Source organism: Odoribacter sp. N15.MGS-14 (genome assembly GCF_000980245.1).
Lineage (GTDB): Bacteria > Bacteroidota > Bacteroidia > Bacteroidales > Marinifilaceae > Odoribacter > Odoribacter splanchnicus.
In genome coordinates, this window is the sequence record NZ_LARE01000066.1 from 1 (window position 1) to 17,042 (window position 17,042).

Consider the following 17,042-nt stretch of genomic DNA (forward strand, 5'->3'; position numbering starts at 1 on the left):
ATTGCATATATCTGATTTTAATTTGTAATCAAAAAGTGTTTGCAAAATTAGCGTGTATTGCGATGCTATTAGGTGTCTTTATTCCGACAAGTCGGGTACTTTTTCGGACAATAGGAGGACGGCTTTGAAAGAAATGTGCTAATTTTGCAGTAGATATGAATAGAGCTAAATATAAATTATGGGAAATATCCCGATGCGGTGTATCGGGGGAAACGAATCTAAGAGAAGGTGTCGGCAAAATTGTCGATATCAACGGTTGTACGTTGCTCCGATGTACCAAAGGGTATGGTGTGGTCAGCATTGACTTTCGAAAAGTGAAGGTTGCCGCCGGCTGTCTGGTCGTTCTTACGGGGGATTTGCCATTTATTCCCATTAAAATGTCAGGAGATTTTCATGCTTATTACATTTCCGTTCCCAAAGAACTTGCCGACGAGATGTTTTATAAGGTGGCATCCTCTTTCTGGGATTTGCTCTACAAGTATCCCGTACTTTCTACGACACCCGAACAGAATCGTCTGCTGAAGCATTGGTTCATGCAAACCGATTGGGTTATTAACCATTGCGATATAGAACAGTCGAAAGATGTTGTGAGGAATAACTTTTATAACCTGTTTATCGCCATAGACAGCGAAATGAGAAGAATGGGAATCGGGGAAGTAGGTAATTTCTCTAAGAACAGAAGCTGGAAGCTGTATAACGATTTTTACACCCTACTGAGCAGATACCATACGAAATACCATGACGTAAAATATTATGCCGACAAGTTACATATAACACCGGATTACCTGTATAAATTGTTTCATCGGATTGAAAATATTTCTCCCAAAGAGATGATAGACCGGTTTGTTATAGTTTCCATAAAAATCCTTCTCCAAAATACAGACTTGTCTATTAAGAATATCGCGGCGGAGTTACACTTCGATGACCCGCCCTACATGTGCCGTTTTTTCCGGAGAATGACAGGGATGTCTCCACTGGAATACAGAGACAGCGTGAAGAAATAATCAATTTATTGGGATTTACACACTTTTAGGGACACTATCGTAACAAACCACTGAAATAGAGGCGTTCATGGCTAAATTCCGGTTTAACTCTCGGTTTAACTCGACCATCAAAAACCACGAAAAACCACAAAATAAAAAAGGTAGCTACTTTTGTAACTACCTCATTCAGAGAGCGGAAAACGGGACTCAAACCCGCGACCCCCAGCTTGGAAGGCTAGTGCTCTATCGACTGAGCTATTTCCGCAAAATGTATTGTTCCTCACACACTAGCCGGACTCACTATGCTTTTTCGATCCGTAATGGGAGGTATAAACAAATTTTGAATCAACAACTATCTCTGTCGCTGTAATTTAAAATTTGTGGGCAGTGATGGATTCGAACCACCGAAGGCTACGCCAGCTGAGTTACAGTCAGCCCCATTTGGCCACTCTGGTAACTGCCCTTAATTGTAAAAGAACTCTCTCTTTTTGCGGGTACAAATGTATGCTTTTTTTCTGTTAACTGCAAAATTTTTGACTCTAAAAATGCGAATAATAAATGAGATTTTTTTTTGAAAGATACTATAATTCTGAGTGTCAGGTTACAAATCGTCTTATTTTTATTTTGTGGTAGGATCGTTTGATTCTTTGCCTGCTTTTATCGTAGGGTAAACCTCCTGGCTTTTTCTCGACAAGCAGTATTTCTACTCAGATGAATTTTTAGAAGAGGCTAATATTGTCAATCTGATTTTCAGACTTTGATAGATAAAAGAAAATCCCCAAAGTTCAATGACCGATCTTTGGGGATTTTCCGATTACTTGTAAGTCAGTTCGATGCTGCGCGTTGTATTGGCCGAATCGTTATATTTGACGATCATTTTTATCGGTTTTTCATAGCCTTCGGTGAGCTTCTGTATGGGGAAAGAAACTGTACCGAAATAGAGTTTATCCCGGGAATCTCCGAAATCATTGTGCCGGAATTCGAAGATGAGGCGGTCGTCTTCGGTGGGGCATTGTAATAAATTTACCATATGTGTTTTGCCTGTACTGGGATTCAGATGGGCAGCAAACATAAACTCAAAGTTCAGGAATCCATGAGCGAACCAGGAATTGACGATCTTTACCGGAGCGTTTCCGACACTGTCCAAAATCGTTTCGTCGTACGGAAGAATGGATTTGGTCAGAATTGTGTCGGCATAGACAATCCGGGCATATAAATTCGTATCCTGTTCTTCCAGAATGTTGAATCGTATCCGTAGACGGGTACTGTCGTTCAGTTTTTCAGGATTGAAGTAATATTCCCGGGGATAGAGCAGATAACCATCGTCTAGCTTGACGGTAAACTTTTCGTCGCCTGATTTACTGACCAGGCCATAACCTTCATAATAGGTTTCATAATCATCCTTGCAACCGGTGAAGGAAAAAACAAGGGGGATCAGGATAAGAACGATCCCCGAAGTTAGATTGAAATGTTTATTTTTCATGTTTTTATTTTTAGTTGTTTTCTGTTATAAAGATGAAAACTAACTAAAAAGGTTGCGTGGCCTGAAAGTTAAAATAATTTTTTTCTCAAAGAAAAAATGAACTCTAATCCACCGTCTTTCCGGTTCTTAGCCGTGATTTGGCCTTTGTGAAACAATACGGCATTTTTTACGATGGAGAGGCCCAGACCCGATCCGCCCGTTTTCCGGCTTCTGCCTTGATTCACCCGGTAGAAACGGTCGAAAATACGTTCCAGGTGTTCTTCTTCGATTCCCCGGCCGGTATCGTAGAATGAAAAATAGTAAAATTCGCTGTCTTCCATATAATTGTCGATACCGATCGTGATATTTTCTCCGGCATAGTTGATCGCATTGTCGATCAGGTTCCTGAAAATGGAATAAAGTAGGGTATGGTTACCTTCGATTTCAACTTTCGGGCCGATATGATTGTGAACGACGATGTGATTGTGTTGTAAGGATACTTCCAGGTCGGTGGTCACTTCGTCGATGGTCGTTCGGATATTGATCGTTTCTTTCTCGAATAGGTCGGAGGCTTCTTCGGTCTTGGTGATCAAAGCCACGTCGCGAATTAATTCGGATAAGCGAAGAATTTGAATATAAGCCCTCTCCAGGAAAAATTTCTGCTTGACAGGTTCCAGGTGTTCCTGTTCGAGAATAGTTTCGATGTAGCCGCGGATACTGCTGACCGGAGTTTTTAATTCGTGTGCGATATTATTGGTCATCTCTTGTTTCAGCAGCCTGTTTTTTTCTGCCGAGGTGACGTTGTTCAACGTGATTTCGTAACTGTTGTCGTAGAAAATAAGTAATCTCACAGCGAAATGTTTCCCGTTTTTGGCAATTTTTCCTTGCCAGATCGGAATCGATTTGGCCTGAGGATTGACCGGTGTGTTCTTTTGCAGGAAAAATTCGGCTTCTTTGAATTCAGGTGCCTGGAAAATATGATCTACATCAAAGGTAGGTTCGTCTAAAATAGTGTTTACATATTGGATGAAATGGGTGTTGGCATATATCTTTTTGTGATCTGCCGAGAAAATACAAATACCTTCATCGGAATGGTGAAAGTGGCGTAACAGTTTTTCCCTTTCCTGATTGAGCTGATCTTTGCTCTTTTTCAGCATCTTGTAGTTGTCGACGATCTTATGACCGATTTCTCCCAGTTCGGTATCGGGGAAATCGATTTTGTCGTAATCCGGTTGGCTGTGTTCGGCCGTGATGATAAATTCGTTCAGGCCGGATACGGCTTTCCCGAAACGATCTGCCAGATATAACAAAGAAATCAGGGTAGTAAAAAATAAGAGCAGAATGAAATAAGTGAAGATTTCGTCAGCTTTCAGGATATTCTGTACCTGATCGGTATAAGGTAGAGCTACCCGTACGAAATAGTTGTTGAAAAGGCGGGCATCGTAATAATAATCGATACCGGTAGTCTCCGATTTACGAATATTCGTACCGTTGCTTTGGGTTAATGCTTGTGCTATTTCCGGTCGGGACAAGTGATTTTCTACCGTTTCTTCCTCGTCGATATCGTTGTCGTAAAGCACTTTTCCCTGGCGGTCGATAATGCTTACCCGTAATCCTCGGGGGAGTAAGGGAAGCAAATTATTTAACGAATCCAGCCGTTTATCTGCGATCAGACGGTGACTATCGACATAGTTGGCGATGATTTCTGCATAAGCATTGAGACTGGCTTTGAAATTCTCTGACTTATACATTTTCTCCCTGTTCTGTTGAACTGCAACGATGATGATTGTAAATATGGTAAATACAATCAGAAAATACAGGAAAATCTTCTTTTTATAAGTAAAGTGCATAAAAAAGTAAAAAGTAAAAGGTTAAAAGTAAAAAGCTAAAAAAAAGCTATAAGCTAAAGGCTGAAAGCTGAAAATTGTGGACCAGGAGTTGAAGGCTTTTAGCTTAAAGCCTTTAGCCTTTTCAGCATTCCAGGCAGTAACCGTACCCCGAACGGTTGGCGATATGTTTACCGAAAGCTCCGAGTTTTTTTCTGAGCCGGGTGATGTGGACGTCTACCGTTCTCTCCAATACATAGCCGTCTTCTTGCCAGGCTTTGCCCAGAATATCTTCCCGTGAAAAGACCCGGTTGGGAGCTTTGGCCATCATACTGAGTATTTCGAATTCTTTTTTGGTTAGAAGGATCTGCTGCTCATTGAGGTATACGGTCTTGCTGTTGAGGTCCAGAGTGAGTTCTCCGATTTCGATCGTTTTCTTTTTTTCCGGTAGTGCGATATTACCGGCCCTTTTCAATACTGCTTTTACCCGGGCGGCAACTTCTTTGATCGAGAAGGGTTTGGCGATATAATCGTCTCCGCCGATACTGAATCCGGTCAACATATCGTTTTCGGTATCCTTAGCGGTCAGGAAGATGATCGGGGTATTCATATGCATTTCTTTGCGGACTTTTTCGGCCATTTTGAATCCGGACATACCTTCCATCATGACATCCAGTAGAATTAGTTCATGTTCATCGGTCAGCAGTTTTAAGGCTTCTTCGGCTGAATTTGCGATGTCTACTGCAAAACCTTCACTTTCCAGATTGAATTGAAGGATTTCACATAAATCTTCTTCATCGTCGACTACTAATATTTTATTCCGTTCCATATATTTTGTCATTCAAAATCGTTCATTATTCTTTTCTCATTTTTTAACCTTCACTTCCTGCCAGTAGCAGGTCTTCGTCCGGTTTCGGCCAATGTTTGATATTCTTTCCTTCGATCAGGTAAATAGCGGCTTCTGCAATATTGGTCGCATTATCTCCGATCCGCTCGATGTTATAGGCCATGCTGTTGATGCATAGGGCATCCGTTACTTCTTGTTGCGATAATATCTTATCGAAACATTGTGTCGGGAGATGCTGGCCGATAAAATGATGCAGTTCGTCGACCTGGTCATCCGTCTCGATCGTTTCTTTCGCTAACTGGATATCCTCACATGTAAAAGCAAATATAGCATTTTGTGTCATACTTTCAGTGAGTGAGAGCATCTTTAGTAAATCCTTTTTATAGGTTGTGAACAGACAGTCGTCGACTGCTATTTTTTTCATGAAATGGGAAACATTCAGAATCAGATCTCCGATCCGTTCGAGATAAGCGGTCATATCGTAGTAAGAGATGATCATCCTCAGATTCGTGGCCCGTGGACTGTAAAGCACGATCATATTGATCACTTCGTTGCGGATTTTGACCTCTATACTGTCGATGATCCGTTCGTTATTGTTGATCTCTGTATATATCTCCTCTTTGTGGTTGTCGTCCATTAATTGCTTGGTCAGATTCAGCTGGCGGATGACAATCTTTGCTAATACCTGAAAATCTTCGGTTATCCGGCTGAATACTTTTTCTTTTAAAGTTGGCATAATAGGAATTATTTTTTTTGTTTTTTACATCGGTTTATCCGAATTGTCCGGTCAGATATTCTTCGGTCCGTTTATCCCGGGGATTGGTAAACATAATCCGGGTTTTGTCGTATTCGATCAGTTCGCCGAGATACATAAACATCGAATAGTCTGAAATACGGGCAGCTTGCGACATGTTGTGGGTGACGATGATAATGGTAAATTCTTTTTTCAGCTCGAGTAACAATTCTTCGATCCGGTTGGTGGCGATAGGATCGAGGGCGGAGGTCGGCTCGTCCATCAGTAATACTTCCGGTTTTAAGGCCAGGGCCCGTGCAATGCATAGCCGCTGTTGCTGACCTCCTGATAAGAAAGTGCCTTTCTTGAACAGAGCGTCTTTCACTTCATTCCACAGCCCGACGTTGGTCAGACAAGTCTCTACAATTTCTTCTTTTTCTTTTTTCTTCAGGCGGATGCCATTGAGTTTGTAACCGGCGATCACATTATCGAAAATACTCATAGTGGGAAAAGGATTAGGGCGCTGAAATACCATGCCCGCCATACGCCTGACCTCCATGGGGTTCATCTTTAAAATGTTGCGGTTGTCCATCAGAATTTCTCCGCTGATCCTGATGTCCGGATATAATTCGTGCATGCGGTTGATGGCACGCAATAAGGTACTTTTGCCACATCCCGAGGGCCCCATAATGGCTGTGATCCGATTCTTTTTAATATCGGCATTGACATGATTGACGGCATTTTTCCCGGGAGTATAGGAAATACTGACATTTTTAAATTGTAATATCGGATGATCTATTTGCATGATGTAGTAGGACTGTTATAAATTAAATTTTCCATTTCCGGGCGACATTTTTAGCGATGATGTTCATCACCAGAATCAATAGTAATAGAAATAAAGAACAACTCCAGATCATATCGGCCAGGTTCGGGTCGTTATAAAATTCCCAGATGAGCAAGGGGACTGCACTGGTCGGATCCAGAATATCCCAGTTGATCGCTGTACTACCGAGGGCGGTTAGCATCAGGGGGGCTGTTTCGCCCATCACTCTCGACACGGCTAGTAAAGTACCGGTGAACAGTCCGCCGAAAGCTGAGGGAACCAAGACTTTCAGGATAACACTCGTATAGGAGGCTCCTAGCGCAAGACCGGCTTCTTTGAGGCTTGTCGGGAGAAGTTTCAGGGTCTCTTCTGTCGAGCGTATGATTAAGGGTAACATCATAATAGCCAGAGCGACACTACCTGCCAAAGCGGAATAACTACTCAAAGGAACGACAACCCAGGCATAAGCGATGATACCGATGACGATCGACGGCGTGCCTTGCAGGAGGTCGGTCAGAAAACGGATCACATGAGAAAATAAGGTTTTGGGTTTTTCCGATAAGTAAATTCCACCCATAATACCGGTCGGGATAGCGATAACGGAGGCCAGTACCACCATAAGTAATGTGCCTGTGATTCCATTGGCGATTCCTCCGGGAATGATTTCTCCGTTGATTTTCGCTAACATGGCATCCAGGGTACTGGGGGCTGTCTCGGTGAAGAAATTCAGGTTGATCTGTTTGTATCCTTTCCGGACCACTTCCCAGATGATGACTACTAATGGGACGGCCGTTAAAGCAGAGAACAGGCAAACCAGCCAGAAAAATATCCTGTCCTTGGCTTTGCGCCAGCCTGAATGATAAGATGTAATAGGGCGTTGTATCATGTCAGCTTAATTTTTTCATGATCATCTTACCGATGAAATTGATGATAGCGGTGATGAGGAATAGCAATAGACCGATAGCGATCAGGGAACTGAGTTTCAGGCCGTCGGCTTCTCCGAACTGGTTGGCGATGACACTGGCCATCGTGTTGCCGGTAGAAGTGAAAGACGTAGGCAGGATATTGGTATTGCCGATCAGCATCGTGACTGCCATCGTCTCTCCCAATGCTCTTCCTAAGGCCAGGATATAACTGGCGAATATTCCGGAACCTGCGACCGGGAAAATCACCCGCCGGATCACATCCAGACGTGTACCTCCCAGGCTGTAGGCCCCTTCTTTCAATTCTTTGGGAACCATAGAGATAAACTCGGCACTCAGTGAAGAGGCATAAGGGATGATCATGACGGCTAATACGACCGCTGCGGTGAATATGCCGAACCCCTGTTCCGACAGCTGTAAATCGACCATGAAGGGTCGGAGGGTATAAAATCCCCACAAACCGTATACAATCGAAGGGATACCGGCCAGCAGGTCGATGACCGAACCGATGATCGTGGCTGCCCGGGTACCCCGGAAATATTCGCCGGTGAATAAAGCCACAGGTAAAGAAAACGGAATACAAAATACCAGGGCTAAAAATGAGGTCATAATGGTTCCCGTGATGAATGCCAAGGCGCCATATTGCTCATTACCGGGCCGGGGATCCCATTCTACGGAAGAAATGAAATGAAAGAATCCGAATTTTTCAAAGGCCGGTACTGCCCCGCTTACGAGGGAATAGACCATTCCCCCACAAATCAGCAGAACCAATAAAGAGCAGAGAAATAACAGCCGTTTGAAAATATAATCACGCATATTATTTTAGGATTGGTTGACCGTTATAAGTGATGGTTTTCAGGATTTGTTTGGCATTTTTCACTGTCGAAGCCGGCAGGGGTGAATAATGTACTTTTGTCGTTATATCCTGGGCTTCCGGATTCGTTAACCAATTCAGCAGCTCCACCGTAGCTTGGGCCAGGGGTTCAGGCCGGTTTTTATAAGCTTGTTCCTGATAAAGGAGAATCCAGGTAAAGCAGCTGATCGGATAGGCATCGGCTACCGGCGAGTCGGTGATCATGGTGCGGGTATCGGCCGGCATTTCGATATCTGCGGCAGCAGAGATGCTTTCGGTTGTGGGGGCTACAAAATTTCCGGCCTTGTTTTGCAGTTTGGCTACCGGTATTTTCAAGGCAAAAGCGTATTCCGAACCGATATAACCGATCGCCCCCGGAGTTTGACTGATTGTCCCGGCTACGCCTGGATTTCCCTTGGCGGCAATACCTACCGGCCATTTCAATGCTTTTCCGGTTCCGATATTTTCTGCCCACGGAGCACTGATCTTTGTCAGGTAATCACTGAAGACATAGGTGGTACCACTACCGTCGGAGCGATATACCGGGCTGACCGCTTTGTCGGGAAGGGTAACTCCCGGATTTACTTGTTGAATACGGGGATCGTTCCAACGGGTGATTTTGCCTAGGAAGATGTCGGCGATCATGTCACCTGTCAATTGCAGCTCTTTTACTTCGGGTAGGTTGTAAGCCATGACGACAGCACCCATACAAGTCGGGATATGTACAACCGGGGCCGGCATTTCCGCCATTTCTGCTTCAGAAAGATAAGCATCGCTGCCTGCAAAATCTACGATCCGGTCTTTCAGGCTGCGTATACCTCCACCGCTGCCGATTCCGCCGTAGGTCACCGATACCCCGGTAGAATCTTTATAGGTTTTAAAAGCCAGATTGTAATAGGGGAGCGGGAAAGTGGCTCCTGCTGCTGTCAGATCTATATTACTTTTGTGGTCCGAGGTCTTCTTCTTTGAATGGCCACAAGCTGCCAGGCTGAGTGCTAATGCGATAATGATTAACTTGTTCATGTCTTTGACGATTAGTTTTTTACAATGCAATATTAATAAGTGGTTGCTACACCAGTGTTACAATATTATTACGATTTTGTTACAGTATTTCGGATAAAATTCCACTTAACCGGATTGTAATCCGGAACGATGGAAGAGCTTACTGTAAATGTACGGATGACTATTGCCGGGGAGCGAAATTTCTTTTTACTTTGTGGCGATATGTTTTTATTGGTAAGTGAACGAAATGGAAGACAAGAAGAAAGAAAAATTGTTTATGCGGGATTTTTTCCGGAAGGCGGGAAAAGCCATTTATGATTATGAGCTGATCGAACCGGGTGATAGAATATTGGTCGGAGTCTCCGGAGGAAAGGATTCTTTGGCTTTATTGGAAGTATTGGCATTGCGGGCCCGTGATCCGAAACAAAATTATACGGTTGTGGCTGCTCATATTGCTGTGGAAAATGTCGCTTACGAAGTCGACGGTGAGTATGTAAGGCAATTTTGTGAACAGCTGGGAGTAGAGTTTATACATCGTACGATTGCTATTGCCGTAAAAGAAGATTCCGGTAAACCGGTCTGTTTTGTGTGTTCGTGGAATCGCCGGAAGACCTTGTTCGGGATTGCGAAAGAATACGGATGTAATAAATTGGCCTTGGGACACCACCGGGACGATGCCATCGAGAGTCTGCTGATGAGTATGATGTTTAACGGTACGATTGCCAGTATGCCACCGAAGTTGGCTATGTTCGATCGTACGTTTACCCTGATCCGTCCTTTTATCTATCTTACCGATGAAGAAACTACCCGGTATGCTGCCTACCGGAATTTTAAAAAGCAGAAAAAGAATTGTCCTCATGAACGAGCGACGAACCGTCATGCCGTAGCTGAAATTATCCGACAGATGGAAGCTTTATCTCCCCACGTAAAAGGCAACCTCTTTGCGGCGATGAAAAATATCCAATCCGAATACTTACCCTAAGAAAGAGAAAAAGTATAAGATAAAAAAGAGAAAAATCCACCTTTTACCTTATACTTTATACCTTTTATCTTTCCTCCTTTTATTCGATGACCTGTAGTTTGTCTCCGGCCTTTTCGATGATGGTGCGGAGGTACCATTCGGGTAGTTGCGGTTGTTCTACTTTAGGATTTTTTTCGCCCGGGACCGCAGTTTTGATATTACCATCCATATAGCGGCAGAAAAGATAACCGTAGAAATCTCTCCAGGTGTCTACCAGGTGGTTACCGGTATTGCAGGAGAAATCGGTCAGGAATTCTATTGCTGCTGCACGATCTTTGTCGAATAGTGCTTTAGCTCCGGAGTCTATTCCTTCGACAAACGTTTTGTATTGGGATTCCAAAGCCTTTTGTTTTTCCCGGATTTCCGGATGAATAGCATTATAACGGGTATAAGCGAAATTAGTCACCTGATTGAAAACCCAGAAAGCTGCCTGATTGGTGAATTCCATCATGCTGCCGTTGCCGACTGCATAAGCGTGAGGAACACGGGTGGAGCAGGAATACATGGGGAAATACACGGTACTGGCAGCGTCGTCAACACCGAACCAAAGGATACCGCCTACTGCATCCGGCAACCAACTGCGGCTTTGTGATACAAAGGTAAAACCGGTTTGCTGGGTGGCTGTGGCCCGTTCGTGAACATATTCTTTACCATCGACTTCGAAACTCATCGGCCGCCATCTGTAAGGGCATTCGTAGGGACCGGCTCCCGGATCTTTACTCATATCCAATTCGGTGCCTTCGAGGTGATCACGCATAAAATCCATGACTTCCAGTACATCCACTTTCCGGTTCGGTTTAACCCACAGGGGCATCCGGTTTGTCGCATAGCCTTTACCGTCACGTTCGATTTTCCCTTTGGCATAGTTCCAGTACTGAGCCATATCGGGATTTACAGCATTGAAGAACGCCCATACCCGGATTTCACAGGCACGGGCACCACTGAAATCTACCGGAGCATAAGTATCGGAAAAACTGAAATCGGCATTTTTCCCGTCCTGGGGATAAAGGCCTTTTTGTTTGGCAAAAGAAATCACATCTTTTGCATATACCGTTGTAATTTCTTTATCATAGATTTTTTTCATCTGGTCGGATGAAATGGAAGTTTTTCCTTCCAGGGGGAAGGTGGTGATCCGTGCCTGGTTGGCATGTGCACAAACATAACCGTCGGGGACCATCCGGGCCACCCATACCGCTCCTTTTTCGCCTTCGCCTTTACCGATCATTTCGAGAATCCATACTTCATCAGGATCACTGATGGAGAAAGATTCGCCTGAACTGGCATAACCGTATCGCTCTACCAGATCGGTCATCACGACAATGGCTTCCCGGGCATTTTTAGCGCGTTGCAGGGTGATATAGATCAGACTTCCGTAGTCGATAATAGCTCCCGGCTGACTTTCCAGTTCTTTACGTCCGCCGTATGTCGTTTCACCGATAGCCAATTGATATTCGTTCATATTACCGATTACGTTGTAAGTCTGGGCAGCCTGCGGGATTTTACCCATATATTTACCGGTATCCCATTCATAGATATCCATCATCGTTCCGGCAGGCCAGGTACCGGCAGGCCAATGATAAAGTTCTCCATACAATACGTGAGAATCGGCCGAATAGGTGATCATCGTCGATCCGTCCTGAGTGGCTCCCCGGGTGAGTAAGAAATTAGTACAAGCAGAAACTTTGATAAAAGTTATCGCTATAAGAAATAAACTAGCACAACAAATTTTGAACATACGATTTAGATTAAGGAAATGTTATAGTTTACGATTTAGATTTTCCGTTTTCCAATGGCCACTACAGCTGTTATGGGCTGTAGCGGTATCGTTTACCGAATCCGGTCGAACGATTTCAGTAAGGTGATATCTTTCACAATTCCCCGGATAGCCAGCCACGTGAAGATCACACCGATCAGTGGAAAGATAAAACTGATATCGGCAAACCATTCGGCATTGAGTTCGTTGCTACGTTGACGCACTTGTAGCCACATCAGGACGATTAACCCCAATTGAAGCACAATATTGACAATACAAAGACGCAATTGCAGAAATAGAGTCGGTTTCACCGTCTTGGATTTTTTGTGATGAATGAAAATAGTGACTACTGCCAATGTGGTAATAAGGGCATTCAGGATCAATGACATCCAGTTCCAGGTGATGAATACACACGGACTTCCGGCCTGTACCACTTTTGTCGTATAAAACGCATAGGTAAAATTATTCGGAACTACAATGGAAGCAACCGGCATAAAAAATAACAGCCCGGTCACAATTGCTGTACAAAGCAAAAAAAGAGATTGAATACGTTGAATCATAATATAAAGTAAAAAATAAAATGCTAAATACTAAAAGCAAAAGGCTTATAGCCTATAGCTTTTAGCTTAATTTTTCCAGGGTATAGCGGATCAGTTTATTCATATAGCTGTGGTAATCGGCGGAGGCATCTCCGTTTATCCGGTTGGCGATGATCAGGCAGATGGTGGCGGCCCGATGCCCCAAAAGGTTACAAAGGCCTGTGATAGCTGCACTTTCCATTTCATAGTTGGTCACTTTGTAGCCTTCGTAGCGGAAAGCGGTGATCCGGTCGTTGATTCCCGGCATGGCTAGCGGCAGACGCAGGACACGTCCTTGCGGGCCGTAAAATCCGACTGCTGTCAGGGTAACTCCTTTGATGGTGTGTTCTTCGTCATACAGGCGGTCTACTAATCCGGGATCGGCATTGACTACATAAGGGCGGGCTGCAGAGGGGGTCCATCGGCAATGCCGGATAAAAGCTTCTTCGAACGGATGGTCGCAAACCGATTCGTTGTTTGCATAAAACCTCAATACCCCGTCGCAGCCGATGCTTTTTTCCGAGATGACAAAAGAATCTACCGGAATGTCGGCTTGTACCGAACCGGAAGTACCGATACGGACGATATTCAGGGTACGGCCGATCGCTTTTATTTCTTTGGTTTTCAAATCGATATGGGCCAGAGCATCCAATTCGTTGATAACGATATCGATATTATCCGGACCGATACCGGTGGAAATCACGGAAAGCCGGTGGCCCCGGTAACTGCCGGTGATGGTGTAAAATTCGCGGTTACTTTTTTTCAACTCGATTTGTTGAAAATGGGAGGCGATGGTTTCCACCCGTCCCGGGTCACCGACCAGAATGATGTCGTCGGCAAGGTCCTCCGGAAGTAAATGCAGATGGAAAATACTGCCGTCCTCATTGGTAATCAGTTCTGAAGATTTTATAGAGGCCATATTGTTTTTCTTTATGCTTTAAACGCAGTCAAATTTAACGATGTTTGGTTTATTAACCAAATAATCCGGTTCTTTATTCTCCTTGCAGCTTATAGTACCCCCCGTGTTTGTTCTCGATGCTTAGCGCGGGATCTTCACTCAGTTCCTGGCGGAGATGGCCGATGTATCTTTTCAGTTCCCCAATATTTTTTTCCATTCCCCACAAACCGAAACTTAATTCCTTGGGCGATACCCATTCATTGAAGTGCAGGCACAGCAATTGCAGCAATCGCATATCTTTCCCTTTCAGTTTATGACTTTTGTTTCCTATGGTCAATACTCCGTTTCTCTGGTTGTAAGTGGTAATGGCCGATAGTTTATATCGCGGGCTTTCACCTGTCTGGGAGTAATTGCGTTTGGCTATGTTTCTGAGTTTGGCCAGGAAGATTTCGCGGTCGGTATCTTTACCGATATGGTCCATGACTCCCAGTTCAATGGTGGTGATTACGGTTGACGGGTCGGTATGTGAGCTGTAGACGATGACCGGATACTGTTTTACTTCGGTGATAATCTGCCGGATGAGATCGATTCCGTTCTTGCTGCCTTCAAGGTCCAGGTCGACCAATAACAGATCGGGTTTTCGGGTATGGAATAACTTCAAGGCCTCTTCGGCATTTGCTGCCAATTCAACCAAAAAACCGGCCTGATCCAAAAAAGCCTTGGTCATCCGTCCGAAATCGAGATCGTCTTCCACATATAAAATCCGTATTACACTCATTCTTTTGATTTTTTATATTTTCCCTTTAGGGTTTATTCTTTCGTTTTCTTTCTTTGTGGAATTTCAATAATAAATTCAGTACCCTGTTTACCGTCGCTATTCACCTGAATACGTCCGTGATGAGCTTTTACGACTGCTGCAACATAAAAGAGCCCCAGTCCGAAGCCTTCCCGCTGTTTATCTCCTTTGTAGCGTTGTCCGCGCTTATATTCTTCAAAAATGGATTTTTGTTCTTCAGGCGGTATGCCGTAACCATCGTCTTGTACCGTCAATACCAGTTTTGTGTTTTCCTGGCGGCAACCTATCCGGATATGGACTTTTGCTCCCGAATATTTGATCGCATTCCCTAATAAATTTTCTATAGCGCCCTTTAAAAGTAGAGGGTCGGCTTGTACAAAGGAAATGGCAGGAGAAATTTCTGTTTGTATATCGATTTGCTTGTCAAGACTGCTGCCCGGTTTGTATTCTGTTGTGATTTGTGTCAGCAATTCCCGGATGTCGGTCGGTTCTATGTAGGCTTTTAGACCGTAGGTATCGACAGAAAAGTTCAGTAGGTTTTCGATATCTTCCAATGTTTTATCGGTCCATTGTTTACAGTGTTGAACGCTCTCGTTTTGTGAGATGTCGAATTCTTCTTGCTGGCTGGTCAGGTTTTCCAACTGGCATTTTATATTCAGTAGCGGGCGGCGTAGGTTATGAACCAGAGTATGAGTAAATGTTTTTTGATGCTCCTGTATTTTCTTTTCATTTTTCAATTGCAGATAAAGTTGATAGATCAGGCAAATGATCAGGGCGAAGAACAAAATAGACGTGAGAATACGTATTGGGGCCAGTTTGAAAAATGAAATCAACGGGAAATTGAATTCTGCCTTTAAAAGATGTTTTTCAAAGTTTCCGAGCGAAAAGGCAAATACTATCTCCGGGGAGGTAATCTGTTTTTTGGTGTGGGAATATTGCGAAAGTATCGTCCCGAGAGAATCCGATAAAGTCAACCGATAGGGAAGGTTGCGGAAACTTTCATTGGCGGGGTGGGTATTGAATAGCCGGGCTAAAGTATCCAATTGCCATTTTGGGGGCTCACGGATATCATAACTGATGACCCGGTTAAGAGAATCTAAATTAGCATGAGCCTTGACCGGAATAGCCGTATCTATACCATGGATAACAAAATGGATTTTATTGTTGGCAGGAGAATAACTGGCACTCCACCTTTTATTTATGCATTGTACATTCAAATCGCTGATAGCAGCTTTTAGAACGTCTTCAAGAGTGTGGCCGAGAAGGGATTTCTCATGTTCGTATACCTCTTTCAGGGTAAACAACTGAAAAATGAATAATATGATGATTGTAAAAATGCTCGTAAACCAACCTATTTTTATGTTTTTTTTCATAGGATGAAATGATTAAAAGTTATTATTATATTTTTGCTATTATTCTGTTACTGTTTTTTGAAAAAAATATCCTGAAACTTGTTTTGTAAAGTTAAATAAAACATTTAATTTGTGCAAAAAGAATTTTTACTTTTTGCAACCCGCTGGCGGTCGCGCCCTCTTCTTGTTCCCGTATAGCCATCGATTGAAAAACACCGCTACAACACCCCTACAAAGTGCTTTGTAATGCACTTTGTTTGCATTTTATTTGGTTTTTTAAAACTTTTTGTCGTATGTTTGTAGAATGGATAGAGCGTTGTTGAACAAGTTTTATCTATAGGATCGCATTAGGATGACACATACCGATATAAACCAAAGACCGGAATAATGAAACCAGAATTGCCACCTGATTTTTACTATGCGCCATATCATCGACCTGAATGCAGTGAAGTATGGCGAAAAGAAACAGATTTCTTGGCGGATCTTTTTAACTTTCAATATGGACAATAATGGATGGAAGATTATTTTTTCTTTTAGTTTTTGGGTTATTTTTTGCAAGTTGTCGGGATCAGGACATCGATAAGTTATATACGGATGAGTTAATTTTCCCTGACACATTGTCTTTATCTGCAGAGACTTTAAATGATTCGTGTCAGTTCATTTTTGTCCCTAAAATGGTTGTTGCCGATTCTCTGTTGATTTTTTTAGATTGCATGCATCCTGAGTACTTTTTTCATGTTTATAAAACAAACGGCAGTTGGGTAAAATCATTTGGGAAAAAGGGGCGAGGTCCTGGCGAGATTGTTTCTGCAAGTAATTTTGTCTTCGACCCTGTGCATGATGTTATTCAGGTTTATAATTCTGCTAAAGAAGAAATTGTAGAGTATTCTTTAGTGGCATTAATGAATAATGAGCAATCCTGTTTTAAAGCTTATCCTTTACATACGACAGTTTTTCCCAGTGGAGTTATAAAATGTGATACCAATCTTTTTTTATGTTTAGAGATGCAGGATACTTGCCGTTTCTCCCTGTGGGAAGGATGTGATTTGAAGTTCGTGTATTCCGGTTATCCTGATATTGAAAATACAAGAGAAAAAGCATTGGCGAGGGCGATTTTGAATTATGGAGGAGGATGCTATTCCTGTAGTCCGGATTTCAAAAAGTTTGTTACCGGTTCGTATATTGGAGCTGT

Annotated in this window: 16 protein-coding genes and 2 tRNA genes; 3 read left to right on the plus strand and 15 right to left on the minus strand. The window is 43.3% G+C overall.

Annotated elements, in window-relative coordinates; genetic code table 11:
* Positions 1-155 precede the first annotated feature (155 nt).
* Entirely contained in the window at positions 156-1,004 is an 849-nt protein-coding gene (locus WS34_RS12065; protein WP_046405095.1) for an AraC family transcriptional regulator, read from the plus strand.
* Between the two features lie 171 nt (positions 1,005-1,175).
* Here the strand turns inward: WS34_RS12065 and WS34_RS12070 are convergent.
* The 10 genes from WS34_RS12070 to pstS form a co-directional block, all read right to left on the minus strand.
* Positions 1,176-1,248: transfer RNA gene (locus WS34_RS12070), tRNA-Gly, on the minus strand.
* A 116-nt stretch (positions 1,249-1,364) separates the two neighbouring features.
* Positions 1,365-1,446 (minus strand) — tRNA-Tyr (locus tag WS34_RS12075).
* A 351-nt stretch (positions 1,447-1,797) separates the two neighbouring features.
* Entirely contained in the window at positions 1,798-2,466 is a 669-nt protein-coding gene (locus WS34_RS12080) for a NigD1/NigD2 family lipoprotein (protein ID WP_013612224.1), read from the minus strand.
* A gap of 68 nt (positions 2,467-2,534) precedes the next feature.
* The gene (gene phoR, locus WS34_RS12085) at positions 2,535-4,295 is read right to left on the minus strand and encodes a sensor histidine kinase (RefSeq protein ID WP_022161468.1); all 1,761 of its coding nucleotides are present in this window, start codon (positions 4,293-4,295) and stop codon (positions 2,535-2,537) included.
* Between the two features lie 121 nt (positions 4,296-4,416).
* Positions 4,417-5,100: a two-component system response regulator PhoB gene (phoB, locus tag WS34_RS12090; RefSeq protein WP_041557311.1), complete on the minus strand. Its 684-nt coding sequence runs from the start codon at positions 5,098-5,100 to the stop codon at positions 4,417-4,419.
* A 43-nt stretch (positions 5,101-5,143) separates the two neighbouring features.
* Positions 5,144-5,854, minus strand: a complete 711-nt coding sequence (locus WS34_RS12095) for a phosphate signaling complex PhoU family protein (RefSeq protein WP_013612221.1) — start codon at positions 5,852-5,854, stop codon at positions 5,144-5,146.
* Positions 5,855-5,888: 34 nt separating this feature from the next.
* Entirely contained in the window at positions 5,889-6,656 is a 768-nt protein-coding gene (gene pstB / locus WS34_RS12100) for a phosphate ABC transporter ATP-binding protein PstB (RefSeq protein WP_013612220.1), read from the minus strand.
* A gap of 22 nt (positions 6,657-6,678) precedes the next feature.
* Positions 6,679-7,560, minus strand: coding sequence for a phosphate ABC transporter permease PstA (pstA, locus tag WS34_RS12105; RefSeq protein WP_013612219.1), 882 nt, complete (start codon positions 7,558-7,560; stop codon positions 6,679-6,681).
* 1 nt (position 7,561) lies between these two features.
* Positions 7,562-8,413, minus strand: coding sequence for a phosphate ABC transporter permease subunit PstC (gene pstC, locus WS34_RS12110; RefSeq protein WP_013612218.1), 852 nt, complete (start codon positions 8,411-8,413; stop codon positions 7,562-7,564).
* Position 8,414: 1 nt separating this feature from the next.
* Positions 8,415-9,473 (minus strand): phosphate ABC transporter substrate-binding protein PstS, encoded by a 1,059-nt coding sequence (pstS, locus tag WS34_RS12115; protein ID WP_013612217.1) that lies wholly within the window; start codon positions 9,471-9,473, stop codon positions 8,415-8,417.
* A gap of 226 nt (positions 9,474-9,699) precedes the next feature.
* Here pstS and WS34_RS12120 point away from each other — a divergent pair, with 226 nt between their 5' ends.
* On the plus strand, positions 9,700-10,434 hold the full coding sequence (locus WS34_RS12120) for a tRNA lysidine(34) synthetase (RefSeq protein WP_022161469.1): 735 nt from the start codon (positions 9,700-9,702) through the stop codon (positions 10,432-10,434).
* Positions 10,435-10,513: 79 nt separating this feature from the next.
* Here the strand turns inward: WS34_RS12120 and WS34_RS12125 are convergent, their stop codons facing one another.
* From WS34_RS12125 to WS34_RS12145, 5 genes are all read right to left on the minus strand, one after another.
* Entirely contained in the window at positions 10,514-12,208 is a 1,695-nt protein-coding gene (locus WS34_RS12125; protein ID WP_046405096.1) for a dipeptidase, read from the minus strand.
* Positions 12,209-12,300: 92 nt separating this feature from the next.
* Entirely contained in the window at positions 12,301-12,786 is a 486-nt protein-coding gene (locus WS34_RS12130) for a DUF4293 domain-containing protein (protein WP_013612214.1), read from the minus strand.
* 61 nt (positions 12,787-12,847) lie between these two features.
* Entirely contained in the window at positions 12,848-13,723 is an 876-nt protein-coding gene (locus WS34_RS12135; RefSeq protein WP_046402421.1) for a nucleoside phosphorylase, read from the minus strand.
* Positions 13,724-13,796: 73 nt separating this feature from the next.
* Entirely contained in the window at positions 13,797-14,480 is a 684-nt protein-coding gene (locus WS34_RS12140; RefSeq protein WP_046405097.1) for a response regulator transcription factor, read from the minus strand.
* A 32-nt stretch (positions 14,481-14,512) separates the two neighbouring features.
* Positions 14,513-15,871, minus strand: a complete 1,359-nt coding sequence (locus tag WS34_RS12145; RefSeq protein WP_046405098.1) for a sensor histidine kinase — start codon at positions 15,869-15,871, stop codon at positions 14,513-14,515.
* Between the two features lie 488 nt (positions 15,872-16,359).
* Between WS34_RS12145 and WS34_RS12150 the strand changes: the two genes are divergently transcribed.
* A partial coding sequence (locus tag WS34_RS12150; protein WP_286693753.1) for a BF3164 family lipoprotein occupies positions 16,360-17,042 on the plus strand: 683 nt, incomplete at its 3' end.

Excerpts from the sequence above, each read along its gene's own strand:
- WS34_RS12065 (WP_046405095.1), top strand. The coding sequence starts at position 156 with ATGAATAGAGCTAAATATAAATTATGGGAAATATCCCGATGCGGTGTA.
- WS34_RS12080 (WP_013612224.1), bottom strand. The coding sequence starts at position 2,466 with ATGAAAAATAAACATTTCAATCTAACTTCGGGGATCGTTCTTATCCTG.
- phoR (WP_022161468.1), bottom strand. The coding sequence starts at position 4,295 with ATGCACTTTACTTATAAAAAGAAGATTTTCCTGTATTTTCTGATTGTA.
- phoB (WP_041557311.1), bottom strand. The coding sequence starts at position 5,100 with ATGGAACGGAATAAAATATTAGTAGTCGACGATGAAGAAGATTTATGT.
- WS34_RS12095 (WP_013612221.1), bottom strand. The coding sequence starts at position 5,854 with ATGCCAACTTTAAAAGAAAAAGTATTCAGCCGGATAACCGAAGATTTT.
- pstB (WP_013612220.1), bottom strand. The coding sequence starts at position 6,656 with ATGCAAATAGATCATCCGATATTACAATTTAAAAATGTCAGTATTTCC.
- pstA (WP_013612219.1), bottom strand. The coding sequence starts at position 7,560 with ATGATACAACGCCCTATTACATCTTATCATTCAGGCTGGCGCAAAGCC.
- pstC (WP_013612218.1), bottom strand. The coding sequence starts at position 8,413 with ATGCGTGATTATATTTTCAAACGGCTGTTATTTCTCTGCTCTTTATTG.
- pstS (WP_013612217.1), bottom strand. The coding sequence starts at position 9,473 with ATGAACAAGTTAATCATTATCGCATTAGCACTCAGCCTGGCAGCTTGT.
- WS34_RS12120 (WP_022161469.1), top strand. The coding sequence starts at position 9,700 with ATGGAAGACAAGAAGAAAGAAAAATTGTTTATGCGGGATTTTTTCCGG.
- WS34_RS12125 (WP_046405096.1), bottom strand. The coding sequence starts at position 12,208 with ATGTTCAAAATTTGTTGTGCTAGTTTATTTCTTATAGCGATAACTTTT.
- WS34_RS12130 (WP_013612214.1), bottom strand. The coding sequence starts at position 12,786 with ATGATTCAACGTATTCAATCTCTTTTTTTGCTTTGTACAGCAATTGTG.
- WS34_RS12135 (WP_046402421.1), bottom strand. The coding sequence starts at position 13,723 with ATGGCCTCTATAAAATCTTCAGAACTGATTACCAATGAGGACGGCAGT.
- WS34_RS12140 (WP_046405097.1), bottom strand. The coding sequence starts at position 14,480 with ATGAGTGTAATACGGATTTTATATGTGGAAGACGATCTCGATTTCGGA.
- WS34_RS12145 (WP_046405098.1), bottom strand. The coding sequence starts at position 15,871 with ATGAAAAAAAACATAAAAATAGGTTGGTTTACGAGCATTTTTACAATC.